This is a genomic window from Cumulibacter soli (genome assembly GCF_004382795.1).
Lineage (GTDB): Bacteria > Actinomycetota > Actinomycetes > Mycobacteriales > Antricoccaceae > Cumulibacter > Cumulibacter soli.
Genome location: NZ_SMSG01000008.1, coordinates 39,235 through 57,547, shown reverse-complemented (window position 1 = coordinate 57,547; position 18,313 = coordinate 39,235). Strand labels below are relative to the sequence as shown.

Below are 18,313 nucleotides of genomic sequence, written 5' to 3'. Positions count from 1 at the left end.
ACTCTGAGGAGAGAATATGGCTGGCCCATTGACAGGATTACGTGTCGTCGAACTCGGCGGTATCGGCCCCGGCCCGCACGGCGCGATGCTGCTGGCCGATCTGGGCGCGGACGTCGTACGCGTCGAACGTCCTTCGGGTGGGCTGAAGGTCGGCCCTCAAGGGTCCGTGGAGTGGGGCCGTCGTGGCGTGCGCTCTGTCGCCGCGAACGTCAAGACGGACGAGGGCCTCGCGCTGGTGAAGGCGCTCATCGCCAAGACAGACATCGTGATTGACGGCTTCCGCCCCGGTGTGACCGAACGGCTCGGCTACGGTCCGAACGATTTCGCCGAGTCCAACCCCGGTTTGATCTATGCACGCATGACCGGCTGGGGCCAGGATGGTCCGCTGGCGAACTCCGTCGGGCACGACATCAACTACATCGGACTCACCGGCGCGCTGAACGCGATGGGCACTCCGGACTCGCCCCCGGCTCCGCCGCTGAACCTGGTGGGCGATTTCGGCGGTGGCTCGCTGTATCTGGTGCTGGGAATTCTCGCCGCGCTCTACGAGCGGCAGTCATCGGGCAAGGGGCAGGTCGTCGACGCCGCGATCGTGGACGGCGTCAGCTCGCTGGGTCAGCCGATCTGGTCGCTGCTCGCCTCGGGCGCCTGGCGTAACTCGCGCCAGTCGAACCTGCTTGATGGAGCCGCGCACTTCTACCGCACCTACACCTGTTCCGACGGCAAGTTCGTCGCTGTGGGTGCGATCGAGCCCCAGTTTTACGCTGACCTTGTCAAGGGTCTGGAACTCACGGATCTGCCTGAGCAGATGGACCAGAGCACGTGGGCAGATATGTCCCAGAAGCTGGCAGCCATCTTCGCCACTCGCACCCGGGACGAGTGGGCGGCGCACTTCGCCGACACGGATGCCTGCGTGACCGCGGTGCTGGATTACGAAGAAGCTGCGGCCAACGAGCACCTGCGTGCCCGCGGGTCGATCATTGAGCTCGACGGCGCGGCGCAGGCCGGGCCGGCACCGCACTTCTCGCGTTCCGTGCCGCCGACCCCGACCCGGCCGTTGCCGGCGGGCTCGTCGAATGATGCTGTCGTCGCCGACTGGGGCATCGAACTGTAGCCACGCGTCACTTATTGAAGGCACCGACCAGGCCCGCGTAGGGCGTGGTCGGTGCCTTCAGTCCTTCGTACGGCGTAGTTCGGTCAGCCGCTGCGGGTCATACGCCGGGCGCGGCACGGTGAATCGATCTGTGTTCCGCAAGTAGGTGCCGGATCCGTGCATACGTCCGACAAGTTTCATTGCGGGCGTATCGAAATGCATCCGCTCCAGGTCAGAAACGAACTCGTCTTTTACGTGCGCGACGACGACTTCACCCAACACCACGGTCTGGTGAGTACCAACCGCCAGCGCCTCGACGAGCCGGCATTCGAAACTCACCGGCGCGCTCGCGATCAACGGCGCGGCGACAGCGCTCGCCGGGACGGTCTCGATTTCCGCGTACTCGACCTCGCTGACCTCGCGCGGCGCGTCGACGCAGGACAGATTCATCCGCTCCATATCGTGCTCGGCGACAAGGTTGACGACGAACTCCCGGGTCTGCTTGATGTGGGTACCGGTGTCCTTGTCCGCGCCCTCTTCCGGACCGTGCAGTAGACCCAACACCACCAATGCCGGATCGTCGCCCACAGCGTTGAAGAAGCTGTACGGCGCCGCGTTCACCACACCGTCGACACTTCGCGTGGTCACCCAGGCAATCGGGCGAGGCGTCACCGTGGAGACCAAGATCTTGTATCGCTGTCGTGAGGTCAACTCGGACATCGTGTAATGCATGTCATCTCTTAACGTTCGGGAGCACGTGGCTTGTACGGGTTTATCGCCGAAAGTGGCGCCTCCAAAACTTAAAGGTCGCACAATCAATCGTCGCGTCTAAACCTTCTCACGGGCAGGAATACAGGCATGGTCCGCTACCTCGATCCGCTCAATTCCCCATCGGGGGCTGCGCTACATGAGCTGTCTGAGTTTTCCCTATCCGCAGCGCAGATCGATCGCGCATACGGACTGATGCTGGGCAGCGCTGCCGGCGACCTGCTGTTCGGGTCTCGCGATGACTGGCTGCACTCCGGCGCAATGCGAATCGCCCGCGCGGCATCGGCCGGCAAGGACCTTTGCACCAAAGCCACCCAGGCGGAGGTAATGCGCGAGTGGAAATCGGGCGAGCAGTGCCTGATGGCGAGTCTGACGCCGCTCGCGATCGCATACCTTGATGACGAACCCCGCCTGCACGAAGCATCGATAGTGCTCAGTGAGCTCGCCGGGGCGAACCGCGAAGAAGTCCGGGCCGCACCGCTGTGGACCGGGACGCTGCGGCACATCATTCTCACTGGCGAACTCGACCTTTCGATAAGTCTCGCCAACATCACCGATGTGGACGGCGAACTCCGCTGGATGACCTTCCTGGAATCGTTGACGATCGATGGGCAAGACTCCTTCGTCGACGCGTGTGTCAACGCCGACGCCTGCGGCCCGCTCGTGGGCGCACTCGCCGGGGCGACCTGGGGGGCTTCGGCTATCCCGATCAACCTGCAGCGGCAAGTCCGTGACACGTTCGCGCCTGGCTCAGTGAGCCTCCTGGACCTGTCCATGCAGATCCTCGGCGTCCGATAGCTACCGCACGAATCACGCAGTGGGTTCGCCGAGCAACTCTGAGGCCTGCGCGACGCCCTGCTCAAACAGCGCGTCGATACGTTCCGGGGCGATCCCCAGTTCGCTCAGCACGCTGCGGGTGTGCTGGCCGAACATTGGCATCGGCGCCAACTCCGGCAGGTCCAGACTCTCGCTCGGCACGGAGAAACGCTCCACCAGCAGGTGTTCGTAACTACCAGCAACGGACGTCGTCCCGTACATACCTCGGGCCACCAACGCCGGTTGAGCCGCCATTTCAGCGTTACGGATCATCCGGGCCGCCGGAACCCCGCGCGCCTGTAGCAGCGCCGCCGCTTCGTCCGGTACCCGTTCACGAACCCACTCGGCGAGCGCACGTGGAACATCCGAGTGATCAGCCTCGAGGAGTTCGCAGAGTGCGTCGAACTGTTCGGCGTTCTGCGGGTCGACGATGCACCACTGGTCCTCGCCGGCCGCCGGCAGTACGACGTTCGGTAGCAGACGCCTGTTGTCGATGACTCCAGGCGGTGTTGCGGAACCCGGCCGTGCCGACTCGGCGGCGAGAATCTCATCCAGCAACACCAATCCGACGTCGCACTGCGCCACGGTCACCCGAGCGCCGTGCCCGCTACGGCGACGATCCAGCAGGCTCGCCAGCGCGGTCAACGCACACACACGTCCCACCAGATGGTCCGGGAAGATGGTGATTCCGTCAGCGAAGTACTCGGTGTCGGCATCCGCGCGCCACAACCAGGTGTGGCCGCCACCCGAGCGGACCAGCGGTCCGTAACCCATGGCATTTTGCCACGGACCGCTATCACCGAACGCGGTCGTTTCCACGCACACGATCCCCGGATTGACGGCCTGCAAGTCGTCGTAGCCGAGCCCCAGTCGCTGTAGCGTGCCGGGCTTGAAATTCGAAATCACGACGTCCGCCCGGGCAGCCAGCTGCAAGAACAACTCGCGCCCAGCCTCGCTGCGCAGGTCTAGCCCGAGCGACTCCTTACCGCGGTGCCCGCGCGCTTGGCTCGGCGTACTGAAGTCGAAAGAGCGGCGCATCCCATCCGGAAACCCAGTGTTCTCGACCCGAATTACCCGTGCGCCCAGTTCGGCAAACAACTCACTTGCCACGGGACCCGCGACGATCACGCCGAGGTCGAGAACGGTGACGCCCGAAAGCGGATACGGTCCGGCATCCGGGTTGCTGGTGCGTAACCGGTCATCTGCCGGCACCGGCATCGCGGGCACCTCGGCATGCACTCCCGTGCGTTCGCCGTCGATCCGCGCCATCCCTTCGGCGGTTACGATCGGCCGACCGTCGAGGTCACCTACGGTGCGTAGGATTCCGCTGCTGCAGAAGTGCTCTTCGACAAGGACGTCGGCCGGTGACAGCACCCCAGAAGCCGGGATGCGGTGTTCGCGGCAGTCCTGCACGATGTCATCGGTAGTGCGATCGGCGATGAAAGCCTGGATATGCGGCAGCACCCGCTCGGGGAACTCCTGGCGCACCTGAGTCAACTCGAGTTCGGGGTCCTGGAAGTACGACGGATTGCCCATCCACTCCTTCAGCGCGGCCCACTGCCCCTTCGCCAGCACGCACAACCGGACGAAGCCGTCCTTCGTGCGGTAGATCGGGTACAGGTGCTCTGCGGCCGGGCGCCCGTACGCATTCACGATGTCCGGAGTGCCCGAACCCGACATTCCGTGTACCGGGTCGAGGCTGACGGCGCCGGCCTCAAACACCGAGCAATCAAGTACGCCGCCCCCGCGACCTTCAGTCGCCCGGTAGATCGCCGCGAGGACGGTCCAGGCAAGCTGGATGGCGGCGCTGCGAACAAAGAGTTCGCCAGGCGGCAACAGCGGTGCCGCACCGGGTTCCCCCGAACGCGACAACACACCGCCGAGCGCTTGAAACACCGCATCCGTACCGCGCCAACTCGCCCGAGGTCCGGTCAGTCCGAAATCGGTGACCAAGGCGACCACAAGCGCAGGATGCTGCGCGGCGAGGTCATCGGCGTTCGGCAGGCCGGCAGCGGCCAACGCCTCTGGGCTGGCGATCAACGCGTGCAGATCGTCGAGCCGCGCGGATACATGCGCACCCAATTGATCTGCCTCCAGCGCGATGAGTCGCTTACCGCGCGTCTGGAATATCCGGCGGAACCCGCCGTCCTGCCCACGCCCGGACGCAGTCGGTACTTCGACGTCAGCGCCGAGATCGACCAGCGCTTTGCCTAACGCAGGCAACGCGCCGTCGACGAGGCTAATGATGTTCATTCCCCGCAGCGGCGACGCTGCCGATCCCCCGCTCGTCGACGTGGTGTGCGGCACGCGTCCTCCCGAAGTCATCATTGCGGTCGCCACTGTGCGGACCGTCACTGACGGTGAGTGTTACACGAGATACGCACTACGCGCGACGGTGTCCCTCCTCGTGAACTACTCGCGCTACGCTGCGCGCATGTCCCGAGACTGTGCATTCTGCGCCATCATCGCCGGTGCCGACCGGGCTGAGATCGTGCTGGATGAACCTGCCGTGATCGCTTTTCTGGACCGTCGTCCGGTCTTTCACGGCCATACTCTTGTCGTACCGCGCGAGCATCACGTGACGTTCGCAGACCTTCCGCCTGATGTGATGCCGCTGGTGCTCGAGGCAGCGCAGCGCGTCAGCCGCACCATGCCCGGTGCGCTCGGCGCTCAGGGTACGTTCGTGGCGATGAATAACGTCGTCAGCCAGAGCATCGCGCACCTGCACGTGCACGTAGTTCCCCGTACCAAGGGCGATGGGTTGCGTGGGTTCTTTTGGCCCCGCCAGCCATACCGCGACGCGGAGCAGATGGCCGAATACGCACGCATGGTGCGCTCAGGATTGCGGGAGGTCGCGTGAGCGAGCCGGCAGCGTTGATCATCGGCGACGATGGACTCGCGCGTCCGTCGTGGGCGGCCAGTGACGAACTGCTTCGCAATTACTACGACACCGAATGGGGCATGCCGGTTCGCGACGAGCATGGCGTGTTCGAACGGCTGAGTTTGGAAGCGTTCCAGTCCGGACTGTCCTGGGCGACCATCCTGCGTAAGCGTCCCGCCTTCCGCGATGCGTTCGCGCAGTTCGACCCCGAGAAGGTAGCTGCGTTCGACGAATCCGATGTCACCCGGCTGATGGCTGACGCGGCGATCGTCCGCAACAACGCCAAGATCCGTGCTGCCATCAAGAACGCTCAGGCGACGATCCGGCTACGCGATAGCGGTGGGCTGGCTGAGTTCGTGTGGTCGTTCCAGCCGAGCCGCACGCCTCGCCCGAAGACGCCGCAGGACGTCCCCACCCGTTCACCGGAGTCCGAAGCGCTCGCGGTAGCACTACGCAAACAGGGATTCGGTTTCGTCGGACCGACGACGATGTTCGCGTTGATGGAAGCCATCGGCATCGTCGACACGCACCTTCTTGGATCCCACCGGCGTGGATCTTCCGGCGTGTGGCCGGCCTAGTTACTAGCCGAAAGCCCGCGTTGGTGGTCCACTGGAGACGTGGACACTTGCCGATCATCATCGCAAGCACCGCTGCACTTTCATGTGCCGCAACCGCCGGCTCGCCCTGGTGAGCAGCCGGACTTCTCTTATGTCGAGGTCAGCGATGCCGGCGCGGTACGGCGGCCCGATCCACTGACCGATCCCGCCGACATCACTGATCTATCACGATCGCTGATCCGAGTCCTCGGCAACGACGGCATCGCCGTCGGCGACTGGGACCCACGAGCGGACGCCGACGAATTACGCGCCGGGTTGCGCGCGATGGTCCGCACCCGCGCGTACGACGCCCGGATGCTCACTGCGCACCGGCAGGGCAAAGCATCGTTCTACATGCAATGCACGGGAGAGGAGGCGTTCGCCGTCGGGCATGCGTTCGCGTTACGGCGCGGCGATATGTTCTTCCCGACTTACCGCCAACAGGGCTGGCTGATTGCGCGGGACTGGCCCCTGGTCACCATGATGTGCCAGGTCTACTCCAACGACCGCGACCCGCTACATGGTCGGCAAATGCCGATCATGTATTCGGCCAACGAAGTGGATTTCTTCACCATCTCCGGCAACCTGGCTACGCAATTCGTGCAGGCCGTGGGCTGGGCGATGGCCTCCAGCATCAGTGGCGATCACCGGATCGCATCCGGAGTCGTCGGTGAAGGAGCTACCGCGGAGGCCGACTTCCATCACGCGATGACGTTTGCCGCGACGTACCGCGCTCCGGTCATCCTGAACGTCGTCAACAACCAATGGGCGATATCGACGTTTCAGTCAGTTGCCTCTGGTGGACATGCCACGTTCGCCGATCGCGCGCTCGGTTACGGGATCGCAGCGCTGCGCGTTGATGCCAACGACTACCTGGCCGTGCTGGCGGCTACTCGCTGGGCGGCCGAACGTGCCCGTGCCAATGGCGGACCGACGTTGATCGAGTGGGTGACGTATCGAGTGGGCGCGCATTCCACCTCCGATGATCCATCCCGCTACCGACCGGAATCGGAGCCGGTGTCGTGGCCCTTGGGTGATCCGATCGAACGGCTCGCCGCTCACCTCACCGCTGCCGGCGAATGGTCCGCGGGGCAGCAGGAACAGTTGCTCGCCGACTGCGCCGCCGAGGTTCGCGCAGCCCAGCAGGAGGCCGAACAGTACGGCACGCTGCTCGATGCGCATTCGGGCGACCCGCGATCGATCTTCGAGGATGTATTCGAGGAACTACCACCGCATCTTCAGCAACAGCGCAGGTGGATGGAGAAGCTGCGATGAGCGCGATGACGATGAGCGCCGCGCTGCGTTCGGCAATGGACGTGATGCTCGAACGAGACGACCGCGTCGTTGTGTTCGGCGAGGACGTCGGCTACTTCGGCGGCGTGTTCCGATGCACCGACGGCCTACAACGCAAGTATGGAACGAATCGAGTGTTCGATACCCCGATCGCAGAAGGCGGCATCATCGGAATCGCTGTCGGCATGGGCGCCTACGGACTGCGTCCGGTTGCGGAGATCCAGTTCGCCGACTACGTGTATCCCGGACTGGACCAGATCATCTCCGAAGCCGCGCGATTACGGTACCGCTCCAGCGCACAGTTCACGGCGCCATTGGTGGTGCGAATGCCGTGCGGCGGTGGGATACATGGCGGCCAGACGCACAGCCAGAGCCCGGAGGGCATCTTCACGCACGTGTGCGGTCTGACCACCATCGTCCCCTCCAACCCCTACGACGCCAAAGGCTTACTGATTTCGGCGATCGAGGACAACGATCCGGTGATCTTCTTGGAGCCCAAACGGATCTACAACGGCCCCTTCGATGGTCATCACGAGCGCCCCATCGTGCCGTGGGCCGAGCATCCGCTCGGCGAGGTTCCTGATGGGTATTACTCGGTGCCGCTCGGTGCGGCCGCCGTACGACGCACCGGTTCTGATGTCACAGTGCTCGCTTACGGGACGATGGTGTACGTCGCCGAAGCCGCAGCCACCGAGAGCGGCGTTGATGCCGAGATCATCGACCTGCGCACTCTGTTGCCGCTGGACATCGACACCATAGTGTCGTCCGTCCGAAAAACCGGACGCTGCGTGATCATCCATGAGGCCACCCGTACCAGCGGTTACGGCGCGGAGCTGTCGGCGCAGGTCCAGGAGGCCTGCTTTTATAACCTCGAGGCGCCGATTGAACGAGTGACCGGCTGGGATACGCCTTACCCGCATGCGCAGGAGTGGGACTACTTCCCCGGCCCCAAACGGGTCGCAGCTGCCTTCGCGCGCGTCCTGGAGGCGTAGATGACCGAGTCGCAGATCAAACTCCCCGACGTCGGCGAAGGTGTCGCGCAAGCGGAGGTAGTCCAGTGGCATATCGCCGCCGGGGACACCCTTGAACTCGATCAGCCGATGGTCGACGTGATGACCGACAAGGCGACCGTGGAACTGCCCGCGCCAGCTAGCGGGATCGTCACTCGCCTGGCTGCCGCGGTCGGTGATTTCGTGCCCGTTGGCGGAACTCTGCTGTGGATCGAGGAGAGCGATACCGCGTCGACGCCGGATGCCGCACTGCCCGCAACCGAAGCGATAACGACCGCGACCGCCGACCCATCATCGGACGGCGTTGAACCACCTGTGGAGCCCGCGTCACCGGCACCATCCCCTGCTGCCACAGCGACCCCTGCGGCCACCGCGGACACTGATGCACCGCGCCCGCGCGCAGCCCCCGCAGTACGCCGGCGCGCGGCCGACCTTGGGCTCGATCTCGGTGACGTGTCCGGCACCGGCCCGGATGGACGGGTCGTACACGCCGATCTGGATGCACTGCTGCGCGCGCAGCCGCCCACACTCGCTGGCGCACGCGCGGTTACTGACGTCCCACTGACTGGTTTACGCAGACACATCGCCCGGCGAATGCAGGAAGCGCACCGGATCCCGCACTTCAGTTATGTGGAGGAGGCGGACGTTGGGGCCGTCGAAGACCTCCGCGCTCGATTGAACTCGACCGGTGACACCCGGCTCACGCTGCTGCCGTTCCTGATGCGCGCAGTCTGCATCGCGCTACGAGACTTCCCACAGCTCAATGCCCGATACGACCATGACGCCGAAACGCTCGAGGTGCACGACGCGGTGCACCTCGGCATCGCGACGCAGACCCCTAACGGGCTGCTGGTTCCTGTCGTTCGCAATGCCGATGCTGCTGATATTTCTACAAACGCCGCCGCGGTCCGCGACCTCTCCGAGGCGGCCGTCGAGGCCCGAATTGCTCTCTCGGATCTCACCGGGTCCACCATCACCATCACCAGCCTTGGCGCGCGCGGTGGTCTGGTGAGTACCCCGATCATCAACGCACCCGAGGTCGCGATCATCGGCGTGAACCGCATTCGCGAGCAACTCACGCTGCACCAAGGTCAGGTGCGCACTCGCCGCGTTATGAACCTCTCGTCCTCCTTCGATCACCGCGTGGTCGATGGCGCGGATGCCGCCGGGTTCATTGCTCGCATCATCGAACTACTCGAGGCGCCCGCGCTTCTGTGGCTCGATCAGGATCGATAGATATCACTGTTCATAAATATAGAGAGGACACGATGAGTAACTCAGCGGAGGTCCCTGACCTGCAGATCCTCGCCGCAATCGCCGACGCGGTCATCTTTGCCGACACCGACGGAGTAGTTCGCCACTGGAACGACGGAGCGCACGCCGTCTTCGGATTTGCTCAGAGCGAGGCGCTCGGACAGAACCTCGACCTCATCGTCCCCGAAGAGCTCCGAGAAGCACACTGGCGCGGTTTCGACGCCGCACTCGAGCGCGGCGCGACCACCGGCGGACGGCGCGCTCGGCTCACCAAAGGGCTGCACGCCGATCCGGATCGTGCTCTATACGTGGAAATGTCCTTCGCGCTGGTATACGACGCCGACGGAGCCGTTGCTGGCTCCGTGGCCGTAGCGCGCGACGTCACCGAACGCCATCTGAAGGCCCGCGAGGAACGCGCCGCCCGGCGGCGCGCAGCCGCTGCGACTAACGAGTAGCCGCCGCGGCGTAATCTGGCGCCATGGCCGAGTTGACAATTCTGCACAATCCACGGTGTTCCAAATCCCGCGCCGCACTCGACGCTGCCGGCGACGATGCGCGAGTCGTTCAGTACCTCAAGGAGCCACTGGATGAGGCCCAACTTTTGGACCTGCTAAGCAAGCTCACCGACGAGCCCGCGGCGCTGGTGCGCCGCGACCGGTTTTTCACCGAACTGGGCCTGCGTGAGGAGGACATCCGCTCGGCCGAGCAGGTTGCCACGCTACTGGCCGAGCATCCTCGATTGATGGAACGTCCCGTGCTGATCCGCGGCGATGCGGCGATCATTGGCCGACCGACCGACCGCATCGCTGCGTTCCTGGAGCAGTAGCCGACGACTCAGGCGTACATCGCGTCAATCTGCTCGGCGTACTTCTGGGAGATCGGACGCCGACGCAGTTTCATCGTTGGGGTGAGTTCATCCCCGGACGGTAGCCACTCGTGCGGCAGCACCGTGTACTTCTTGATCTGCTCGACCCGCGCGAGGCGGTGATTCGCGCGCTGAACGGCGTCCTCGATCGCCGACAGCAGCCGCTCGTCGTGCGCCAATTCCTCCGCCGACGCCGCCTCGATGCCCTGCGATGCCGCCCATACCGGCAATGATTCGGGGTCCAACACGATCAGCGCGGTGTTGTACGGGCGGTTGTCCCCGATCGCTACGGCCTGGCCGATCAGCGGCGATGCGCTCTTCAACCGCGATTCGATCAGTGCGGGCGACATATTCTTGCCCATCGAATTGATGATCAGTTCCTTCTTGCGATCGACGATCGTGACGTAGCCGTCCTCGTCAATCGTGGCGATGTCGCCGGTGTGCAACCACCCGTCGACGACGGTGTCACGCGTCTGCTCTGGACGGTTGCGGTATTCGCGCATGATGGCGTCTCCTCGCACCAGCAACTCCCCGTCTTCGCCAAGTTTCAGCTCGACACCGGCCGGAGCCGTACCGACGGTTCCGATGCGGATGTCCTCCGGCGGATTGGATGCCCCGACACCAGCAGTCTCGCTCATCCCCCAGATCTCCCCGAGCGGTACGCCGATCGCCAGGAAGAACTCGATGACCTCCGGAGGCACCGGTGAGGCGCCGACGTTCGCCACCTCGACAGCATCCAAACCCAGGCGCGCTCTCAGTCCGGCAAACACTGCCGCATCGGCGCGCTCGACGGCCGTGGCCAATTCCGGCGGTACCGGCTGCTTCGCTTGTTCGAGCTGAACCTTCCTGATGGCCGCCTGCACCGCGGCACGCGCCTGGTCACCGGGCTCGCCCGGGATCGCTGCAAGCCCGGCCTCGAGCGCGGATTTCATCTTCTCCCACACGCGCGGTACGGCGAAGAACCAGGTTGGTCGGACCTGCGGCAGGTACTCGGCCACCAGCCGGGCGTCCGGACAGGTAGTGACTTCAGTGCCGAACTTCAGTGGCAAGTAGTGGTGGGCCATTCGTTCGGCGATGTGCGCCGCTGGCAGCCAGCTGATCACCCGCGACGGCTCGGGGAAGATCGTGCGACCTTCGGTGGCGCGGAAGGCGCCGATCACATTGCCGTGGGTGAGCTGTACGCCTTTCGGATCACCGGTGGTGCCGGAGGTGTAGATCAACGTAATAACCGTGTCCAGATCAATCCCGGCCGATAACGCGCCGACGTCGACACCACTGGCGCGCCCGGACTCCAGCACATCGGCCAGCGCGAGAGTGTTCTCGGTTGCTGGAGCATCGACCACGATCACTTGGGTGATCGATGGCACCTCGGCGCGCACCCGTTCGATCACCGGAAGGAAGGCCGATTCGGTGACGACCACCTTCGCCTGGGCGTCATTGAGGACATACGCAATCTGTTCCGGAGCCAGCGTCACGTATATCGAGGTTGTAGCCGCTCCCAGGCTCATACCGGCGAGGTCGCATAGGTGAAACTCGGGGCGATTGTTCAACATCAGCGCGAGGACATCGCCGGCGCCGACGCCGAGTTCGTGCAACCCCGCGGCAAGAGCATCAACCTCGGTGCGCAGTGTTCCCCAGGTGTAACTGACGGCCGGCACGCCGTCGCGCTCTAACGACTGGAATGCGATCTGATCTGCGCGCTGCTCGGCTGTGGTGTGGAAGAGGTCAAGGACGGTGTCGGGCATGGCTCGGCTCCCTGTGCTCGTAAGTTGCAGCCAAGTTACTTCAATCACAACTCGGCCGCATCCGTTGTCGCGCGGATGCGGCCGAGTTGTTGTGCGAGCAGCGGTAACGGGCAACCCGTCGCCGTTACATCGTGGGCGTGCCCTTTTTGTTCATCCGCAGCAGGATGAGGATTCCGCCGATGATGACGATGGCCGCGACGACACCGATGACGACCGGCAGCACCGGGAAACCAGAATCGTCGCTCGTACCGGCAGCCTCTGCGGCATCACCTGAATCGATGTTGCCTGCACCGTCTTCGGCCAGTGCCGTCGCGTGCACCTCACCGCCGTCCTGCAGGTCCGTAAGGTCCCAGGTCACGGTCGTTCCGTCGACCTCACCGTTGGTGTCGGTGACCTCTCCAGGGAACGACATCGACATCGACATCGACGCCGAGGACAGTATCTGCTCCATCATTGCGTCCATATCGGGCATCGCCGGGTCCGAGGGATCGGCGCCTCCTGCGGACGGATCGGCGCCTCCGGATCCGGACCCCGTATCGAGGTTGCCCTCGAAGACGAACGAATCACCGTCACGGGTGAGCGTGAAAGTGCCGCCGTTCTCCTGGAACATCTCGTTGAACTCGTCGATCGACACCTGGTCGAAACTAATCTGGCGTCCGACGTAGCCGTCTTGCTCGTACGGTTCGACCGTGGCACCGGCCGGCATATCTTCCGATCCGTTGACCAGGCCGTCGCCTTCGCCCATCTCTTCCAGTGCGGCCGCGGCGCTTTCCTCCACGGCGATCACCATCGTGCCGGAAACAGTGTCATCGGAGCTGACTGTCATTTTCATATCGATCAGGAAGCAGCCACTCAGTAGTAGCACTCCCGCCAGGATCATCAGGGACCGGACAGCGGATTTCATGGCGCACTCCTCGCGAGAAACGAACGTCGTATCCACGATACCGACGGCACCAGTTCCGCTCTCGGTTCCTCCCGACCGGCAGTCAGGGCGATCAGCAGCACATCAGCGCCCCGCGCCACCACGACAGTCGTGTAACGATCGTTCGGCATGAGCGCTACCCTGGTGACGATAAGCACAGCCGCCCAGATGAAAGGCTCCATCGTGACTCTGATCGACACCGCACCGCAGTCGACGAACGACCAGACGCGCGCCACACGTCATGTTGACATTCTGATCGTCGGCGCCGGAATCTCTGGCATCGGCGCCGGGTATCACGTGTCGAAGCACTTCCCGGACAAGACGTTCGAGATTGTTGACGCGTTGGATGGCGCGGGCGGCACCTGGTGGACGCATCGCTTCCCGGGAATCCGCTCCGACAGCGACCTGTTCACTTTCGGCTACAGCTTCAAGCCTTGGCGCGGCCCCTCGATCGCCACGGCGGAGGAGATCCGCAGCTATCTGCACGAGGTGGTTGAGGAAAACGATCTCGAGCCGCACATCAAGTACCGCCACAAGGTGCGTACCGCATCCTGGTCGTCGGAGGACAAACAGTGGACGATCACGGTGAGCACCGACGATGGTGAGGTCCAGTACACAACTCCGTTCTTTTGGATGTGCGGCGGCTACTTCCAGCACGAACAGGGCTACAAGCCGACGTGGCCGGGGATGGAGAACTTCAACGGGCCGATCGTGCACCCTCAGGAATGGCCCGAGGACCTCGACTACGCAGGCAAGAAGGTGGTCGTGATCGGATCCGGCGCGACCGCCGCCACCCTGGTCCCGGCGATGGCTGGTACGGCCGAGCATGTGACGATGCTGCAGCGCACGCCGACCTTCTTCCTGGCACGCCCGCGGACACTGGAGCTCGCTGAGACGCTGCGCAGTCTCGATACTCCCGACGAGTGGACGCACGAGATCGTCCGCCGCGCGTACTTCGCGCAGGGCGAAGAGGTCATCACGACTGCCAAGAACAACCCGGACGAATTCCGCAAGTTCCTCCTCGACGAGATGCGCGCACTCTTGCCGGAAGGCTTCGATGTCGAAAAGCATTTCAACGCCCCGTACCGCCCGTGGCAGCAGCGCATCGCCGTCGTTCCTGAGGGCGACATGTTCAAGGCCATCAGCGATGGTCACGCATCGGTGGTCACCGACACGATCGAAAGGTTCACCGAGAGCGGCATTCAGACCTCGTCGGGCGAACATATCGATGCCGATATCGTCGTGTCCGCTACTGGCTTCGACCTGTCGTTGTTCGGCGAAATCCAGTTCGACCTCGATGGTGATCCCGTCGACTTCACCAAGCACCTCACGCATCGCGGGATCATGATCAGCGATATCCCCAACATGGCGTACGTCTTCGGATACTTCCGGGCAAGCTGGACGCTGCGAGCGGACATGGTCTCCGGGTATGTCATGAGGCTCCTGGATCACATGAAGGCCAAGGGCGCGGAGGTTGTCGTCCCGCGGTTACGACCGCAGGATGCGGACCTGGAACGGCGCCCGTTCATCGAGGAGGACGACGTCAGCTCGGGCTACATGATGCGCACCCGCGACAAGATGTTCCGGCAAGGTGACCGTGAACCGTGGATCCACATGAAGGAGTTCCACCAAGAGCGTCACACCTTGCCGGTGGCAGATTTGGACGACGGGCTGGAGTACTCCTAGTCGCGATCAGGGTCACTCGAAAACACAGCGTCACAACGGCGTAAAGTCCTCGCAGTTAGGCTAGGCTCACCTACAGTCACTTGTGAGGCGCCGTACGACGCATTCACCACGGTAGTTCCGCGCGCTGTCTGCCGGAACTACCGTGGTTTTGTCGCGCCCACGAGGACCGATTCGCTACGAAAGGTCACTCATGGTTCATTCGCGCTCATGGCATTCCCGGTTGTTTGGCGTCGCCTGCTTGGTCACCGCTGGCACGCTCGCGCTCGCTGGCTGTTCATCCTCGGACGAGGAAGGACCGAACGATTCCGGCTCCGGCGATTCCGCCAGCGCCGACTCCGACTCCGACACGACGGCCGATGCGAGCTGGCCACGGACGTTCGAGAACGCAGACGGCACCACCACCGAAATTCCCGAGCAGCCGCAGCAGATCGCCTCCACGTCGGTCACGGTCACCGGCACGCTGCTCGCGTTCGACGCTCCGGTCGCCGCGTCGGGATCGGCCGCGAATGGTGAGTATTTCGCGCAGTGGGCGGACGAAGCCGCCGATGTGGAGAATCTCTGGCCGGCAGGATCGGTGGACATCGAGGCGCTGTACGCCGCCGAACCAGATCTGATCGTTGTGGCTGCGACCGGCAACGATTCGGTGGCCGACCAGGTCGATGAACTCAACGAAATCGCGCCGACGATCGTCGTCGATTACGGCGGCCAGACCTGGCAGGAACTCGCCGAGCAGCTCGGTGAAGCCACTGGCTTGGAGGATGAGGCCGCCGCCACCGTTGAGGAGTTCGATTCCTACGTCGCCGATGCCGCGGCGAAGATCGACGTCCCGGATGGGGAGGCGAATATTGTCTCGTACAACGGACCAGGCGAGGACAACCCGATCGCCCGCGCGACCTCGGCTCAAGCATTACTGCTGACCGACCTGGGATTCACCGTGGAAGATCCGCCGGTCGAGTGGCATACGCAGCCTCAGCCCCGCGATGATTTCGTATTTGCGCCGTACGAGAACCTCACCGAACTCACGGCCGATACGAGCTTCATCCTCAGCCAGGACAACGCCGGCGCCGAAGATGGCTTCGCCGCCGACGAGGTGCTCGCCAATCTTCCGTCCGTGCAAGCCGAGCAGATATACGGCCTCGGCGTGAATTCGTTCCGCGTCGACATGTTCAGCGCGACCGAGATCGTCGACGACGTCGTCGAGAACTTCGCCAAGTAGTACCCCTGGTGGCGCCGAGCCTTCGGGGTCGGCGCCACCGGCGAGTTCTTCATGACCGTAACCGCTTCCGCACGTACATCGCGTTCGCGCGCGATGCGCATTGGCGTACCCGCGCTCATCGCGGCACTCGTCGTCGGGGTATTCGCAAGTGCGTGCGTGGGCACACTCGACATCCCCGTGAGTACCACCTGGGACGCGGTCTTCTCGTTCAATCCGGCCGACTCCAATCACCTCCTGGTACGCCATCAGCGCATTCCGCGGGCGCTACTGTCCGCTGTCGTTGGATTCGGCATCGGCGTCGCTGGAGCGGTGATGCAGGCCCTCACGCGCAATCCACTGGCTGAGCCGGGACTGCTCGGGGTCAATGCCGGCGCCGCCGTCGCGATCGCCGTGGGCATCTCCTTCTTCGGCATCACGACTGTCGGCGGCTACATGTGGCTCGGCGCGATCGGCGCAGCCATCGCGGGGAGCCTGGTCTACGTGCTTGGTGGGGTACGCCGGGGCACGAACGCGGTTCGATTGGTGCTCGCGGGAGCGGCATTAACCGTCGTACTCACCGCGCTCACTCACTTCGTCCTGGTTAACAGCCCGGACGAGGTATACGACCGTTTCCGACACTGGATGGTCGGCTCCTTGGCCGGTCGCGGGTTCGATGCGGTTTATGCCGCTGGGGCGCTGATTCTGATCGGCGTATTGCTCGCCTTCAGCCTCGCCCGAGCGCTCGATTCGGCGATGCTGGGCGAAGATCTCAGTCGCTCACTCGGCGGCAGCCCAGCGAAGATCTGGGGACTCGCCGGACTGGCAGTCATCTTGCTCGCCGGCGCCGCCACCGCCGCCGCCGGACCGATCGTGTTCGTCGGACTCGCCGCGCCGCATCTCGCGCGCCTACTCGTCGGCGCCAATCACCTGCGGGTACTACCGTTGTCCGGGTTGATCGCCGCCGTACTCATGGTGGTCGCTGACACTCTCGGACGCATCATCCCAGAGCAAGGCGAGATCGGCGTGGGCATCATGGCCTCGTTGATCGGCGGGCCGTTCTTCATCTACCTGGTACGACGGCGCCGGATGGCCGAACTATGACTCAGATGCGCAATATGCCTAGCGATGAGTCACTACGCGCGGCCCGCGGCAGCGCGAAGATCATTCGGACGCGCTCGGTGTCGCTCGCGGCCACACCACGCCTGATCATCGTGTCCGCCGTGCTGCTGGCGATCATGATCATCCTTGGGATCTGGGCGATGACGATCGGTAAACTGCCGATCTCATTCGCGGACGTGTTTGCTTCGCTGTTCGGGCTCGAGGACATCAAATACGAACGGGTCGTGCACCATATTCGGCTACCTCGAGTGGTGACTGCGATTTTCGCAGGCGCTGCACTCGGCGCCTCGGGAGCGGTGTTCCAATCGGTATCTCGCAATGCACTCGGCTCCCCCGACGTCATCGGATTCACCGTGGGGGCGGCTACCGGGGCGATCCTGCAGATAGTCGTGTTCCGCGCACCCGCTGCTCAAGTAGCGCTCGGCGCCATCATCGGCGGCGTCGTCACCGCGCTCGTGGTGTACCTGCTGTCGGTCAAACACGGGGTCAGCGGCGGATACCGCCTCATCCTGACCGGCATCGGCGTCGGCGCGATCTGCGCGGCAATCAACGATCTGCTGCTGGTCAGCGGGGACCTTGACGATGCGGTAACCGCAAACTTGTGGCTGTCTGGGTCACTAGACGCCCGTACTTGGGAGCACGCGATCCCGGTCATGGTCGGCGTCGTCGTCCTACTGCCGCTGATCTCGATACTCGCGCGCCGGGCAACGCTGATGGAGATGGGCGACGATCTCGCACGTCAGCTCGGAGTGCCGGTCGAACGTACTCGCGTCTTCCTGATGTTGGCCGCGGTGTTGCTTGCCGCACTCGCAACGGCTGCCGCCGGTCCCATTGCGTTTGTGGCGCTCGCCGCACCGCAGATCGTCGCTCGGTTGACCGCCGCCCGCGGCATGCCGGTCGTCAGCGCCGCCCTGATGGGCGCGTGCCTGCTCGTAGGCGCCGACGTCATCGCCCAATTACTACCGATCAGCGCTTCGGTGCCGATCGGACGAATGACCGGCATCATCGGCGGCGTCTACCTGTTGTATCTCATTAGTCGCTCCCGACAAGTCTGACGGCGGGGAAGGAAA

Annotated in this window: 17 protein-coding genes; 13 read left to right on the top strand and 4 right to left on the bottom strand. The window is 64.0% G+C overall.

What is annotated here, in order from left to right; translation table 11 throughout:
- Positions 1-16 precede the first annotated feature (16 nt).
- The gene (locus E1H16_RS16550; protein WP_134325027.1) at positions 17-1,114 is read left to right on the top strand and encodes a CaiB/BaiF CoA transferase family protein; all 1,098 of its coding nucleotides are present in this window, start codon (positions 17-19) and stop codon (positions 1,112-1,114) included.
- A 57-nt stretch (positions 1,115-1,171) separates the two neighbouring features.
- On the opposite strand, the gene E1H16_RS16545 is transcribed toward E1H16_RS16550, so the two are convergent.
- Complete coding sequence (locus E1H16_RS16545; protein ID WP_134325026.1) at positions 1,172-1,825, bottom strand: flavin reductase family protein; 654 nt, start codon at positions 1,823-1,825, stop codon at positions 1,172-1,174.
- A 126-nt stretch (positions 1,826-1,951) separates the two neighbouring features.
- Between E1H16_RS16545 and E1H16_RS16540 the strand changes: the two genes are divergently transcribed.
- Positions 1,952-2,659: a hypothetical protein gene (locus E1H16_RS16540; RefSeq protein WP_134325025.1), complete on the top strand. Its 708-nt coding sequence runs from the start codon at positions 1,952-1,954 to the stop codon at positions 2,657-2,659.
- A 12-nt stretch (positions 2,660-2,671) separates the two neighbouring features.
- On the opposite strand, the gene E1H16_RS16535 is transcribed toward E1H16_RS16540, so the two are convergent.
- On the bottom strand, positions 2,672-4,984 hold the full coding sequence (locus E1H16_RS16535; RefSeq protein WP_166741814.1) for a CoA transferase: 2,313 nt from the start codon (positions 4,982-4,984) through the stop codon (positions 2,672-2,674).
- A 127-nt stretch (positions 4,985-5,111) separates the two neighbouring features.
- Here E1H16_RS16535 and E1H16_RS16530 point away from each other — a divergent pair, with 127 nt between their 5' ends.
- From E1H16_RS16530 to E1H16_RS16500, 7 genes are read left to right on the top strand one after another with little or no spacing between them, the layout of a single operon-like run.
- Positions 5,112-5,537 carry an HIT family protein gene (locus tag E1H16_RS16530; RefSeq protein ID WP_134325023.1) on the top strand — a complete coding sequence of 142 codons (426 nt, stop codon included), beginning with the start codon at positions 5,112-5,114 and terminating at the stop codon, positions 5,535-5,537.
- Positions 5,534-6,136, top strand: a complete 603-nt coding sequence (locus tag E1H16_RS16525) for a DNA-3-methyladenine glycosylase I (protein WP_134325022.1) — start codon at positions 5,534-5,536, stop codon at positions 6,134-6,136. Before E1H16_RS16530 ends, E1H16_RS16525 begins: the two co-directional genes overlap by 4 nt.
- A gap of 39 nt (positions 6,137-6,175) precedes the next feature.
- Positions 6,176-7,429, top strand: coding sequence for a thiamine pyrophosphate-dependent enzyme (locus E1H16_RS16520; RefSeq protein ID WP_208379114.1), 1,254 nt, complete (start codon positions 6,176-6,178; stop codon positions 7,427-7,429).
- On the top strand, positions 7,426-8,439 hold the full coding sequence (locus E1H16_RS16515) for an alpha-ketoacid dehydrogenase subunit beta (protein WP_134325021.1): 1,014 nt from the start codon (positions 7,426-7,428) through the stop codon (positions 8,437-8,439). Before E1H16_RS16520 ends, E1H16_RS16515 begins: the two co-directional genes overlap by 4 nt.
- On the top strand, positions 8,440-9,693 hold the full coding sequence (locus tag E1H16_RS16510; RefSeq protein ID WP_134325020.1) for a dihydrolipoamide acetyltransferase family protein: 1,254 nt from the start codon (positions 8,440-8,442) through the stop codon (positions 9,691-9,693).
- A 32-nt stretch (positions 9,694-9,725) separates the two neighbouring features.
- Positions 9,726-10,166: a PAS domain-containing protein gene (locus E1H16_RS16505; RefSeq protein WP_134325019.1), complete on the top strand. Its 441-nt coding sequence runs from the start codon at positions 9,726-9,728 to the stop codon at positions 10,164-10,166.
- A gap of 23 nt (positions 10,167-10,189) precedes the next feature.
- Entirely contained in the window at positions 10,190-10,537 is a 348-nt protein-coding gene (locus E1H16_RS16500; RefSeq protein WP_134325018.1) for an ArsC/Spx/MgsR family protein, read from the top strand.
- Between the two features lie 8 nt (positions 10,538-10,545).
- Here E1H16_RS16500 and E1H16_RS16495 read toward each other — a convergent pair whose 3' ends face one another.
- Positions 10,546-12,321, bottom strand: coding sequence for an AMP-dependent synthetase/ligase (locus E1H16_RS16495; protein WP_134325017.1), 1,776 nt, complete (start codon positions 12,319-12,321; stop codon positions 10,546-10,548).
- A 124-nt stretch (positions 12,322-12,445) separates the two neighbouring features.
- Positions 12,446-13,225 carry an LppM family (lipo)protein gene (locus E1H16_RS16490; protein WP_134325016.1) on the bottom strand — a complete coding sequence of 260 codons (780 nt, stop codon included), beginning with the start codon at positions 13,223-13,225 and terminating at the stop codon, positions 12,446-12,448.
- A gap of 147 nt (positions 13,226-13,372) precedes the next feature.
- Here E1H16_RS16490 and E1H16_RS16485 point away from each other — a divergent pair, with 147 nt between their 5' ends.
- From E1H16_RS16485 to E1H16_RS16470, 4 genes are all read left to right on the top strand, one after another.
- Positions 13,373-14,929, top strand: a complete 1,557-nt coding sequence (locus E1H16_RS16485) for a flavin-containing monooxygenase (protein WP_243837882.1) — start codon at positions 13,373-13,375, stop codon at positions 14,927-14,929.
- Between the two features lie 190 nt (positions 14,930-15,119).
- On the top strand, positions 15,120-16,145 hold the full coding sequence (gene fepB / locus E1H16_RS16480; RefSeq protein ID WP_134325015.1) for a Fe2+-enterobactin ABC transporter substrate-binding protein: 1,026 nt from the start codon (positions 15,120-15,122) through the stop codon (positions 16,143-16,145).
- A gap of 51 nt (positions 16,146-16,196) precedes the next feature.
- Positions 16,197-17,225 carry a FecCD family ABC transporter permease gene (locus E1H16_RS16475; protein ID WP_134325014.1) on the top strand — a complete coding sequence of 343 codons (1,029 nt, stop codon included), beginning with the start codon at positions 16,197-16,199 and terminating at the stop codon, positions 17,223-17,225.
- Between the two features lie 5 nt (positions 17,226-17,230).
- On the top strand, positions 17,231-18,298 hold the full coding sequence (locus tag E1H16_RS16470; protein WP_208379113.1) for a FecCD family ABC transporter permease: 1,068 nt from the start codon (positions 17,231-17,233) through the stop codon (positions 18,296-18,298).
- Positions 18,299-18,313: the final 15 nt, after the last annotated feature.

What these genes read in the sequence shown, in the direction of transcription:
- E1H16_RS16550 (WP_134325027.1), top strand. Translation starts at nt 17, where the DNA reads ATGGCTGGCCCATTGACAGGATTACGTGTCGTCGAACTCGGCGGTATC.
- E1H16_RS16545 (WP_134325026.1), bottom strand. Translation starts at nt 1,825, where the DNA reads ATGCATTACACGATGTCCGAGTTGACCTCACGACAGCGATACAAGATC.
- E1H16_RS16540 (WP_134325025.1), top strand. Translation starts at nt 1,952, where the DNA reads ATGGTCCGCTACCTCGATCCGCTCAATTCCCCATCGGGGGCTGCGCTA.
- E1H16_RS16530 (WP_134325023.1), top strand. Translation starts at nt 5,112, where the DNA reads ATGTCCCGAGACTGTGCATTCTGCGCCATCATCGCCGGTGCCGACCGG.
- E1H16_RS16515 (WP_134325021.1), top strand. Translation starts at nt 7,426, where the DNA reads ATGAGCGCGATGACGATGAGCGCCGCGCTGCGTTCGGCAATGGACGTG.
- E1H16_RS16510 (WP_134325020.1), top strand. Translation starts at nt 8,440, where the DNA reads ATGACCGAGTCGCAGATCAAACTCCCCGACGTCGGCGAAGGTGTCGCG.
- E1H16_RS16505 (WP_134325019.1), top strand. Translation starts at nt 9,726, where the DNA reads ATGAGTAACTCAGCGGAGGTCCCTGACCTGCAGATCCTCGCCGCAATC.
- E1H16_RS16500 (WP_134325018.1), top strand. Translation starts at nt 10,190, where the DNA reads ATGGCCGAGTTGACAATTCTGCACAATCCACGGTGTTCCAAATCCCGC.
- E1H16_RS16495 (WP_134325017.1), bottom strand. Translation starts at nt 12,321, where the DNA reads ATGCCCGACACCGTCCTTGACCTCTTCCACACCACAGCCGAGCAGCGC.
- E1H16_RS16490 (WP_134325016.1), bottom strand. Translation starts at nt 13,225, where the DNA reads ATGAAATCCGCTGTCCGGTCCCTGATGATCCTGGCGGGAGTGCTACTA.
- E1H16_RS16485 (WP_243837882.1), top strand. Translation starts at nt 13,373, where the DNA reads ATGAGCGCTACCCTGGTGACGATAAGCACAGCCGCCCAGATGAAAGGC.
- fepB (WP_134325015.1), top strand. Translation starts at nt 15,120, where the DNA reads ATGGTTCATTCGCGCTCATGGCATTCCCGGTTGTTTGGCGTCGCCTGC.
- E1H16_RS16475 (WP_134325014.1), top strand. Translation starts at nt 16,197, where the DNA reads ATGACCGTAACCGCTTCCGCACGTACATCGCGTTCGCGCGCGATGCGC.
- E1H16_RS16470 (WP_208379113.1), top strand. Translation starts at nt 17,231, where the DNA reads ATGCGCAATATGCCTAGCGATGAGTCACTACGCGCGGCCCGCGGCAGC.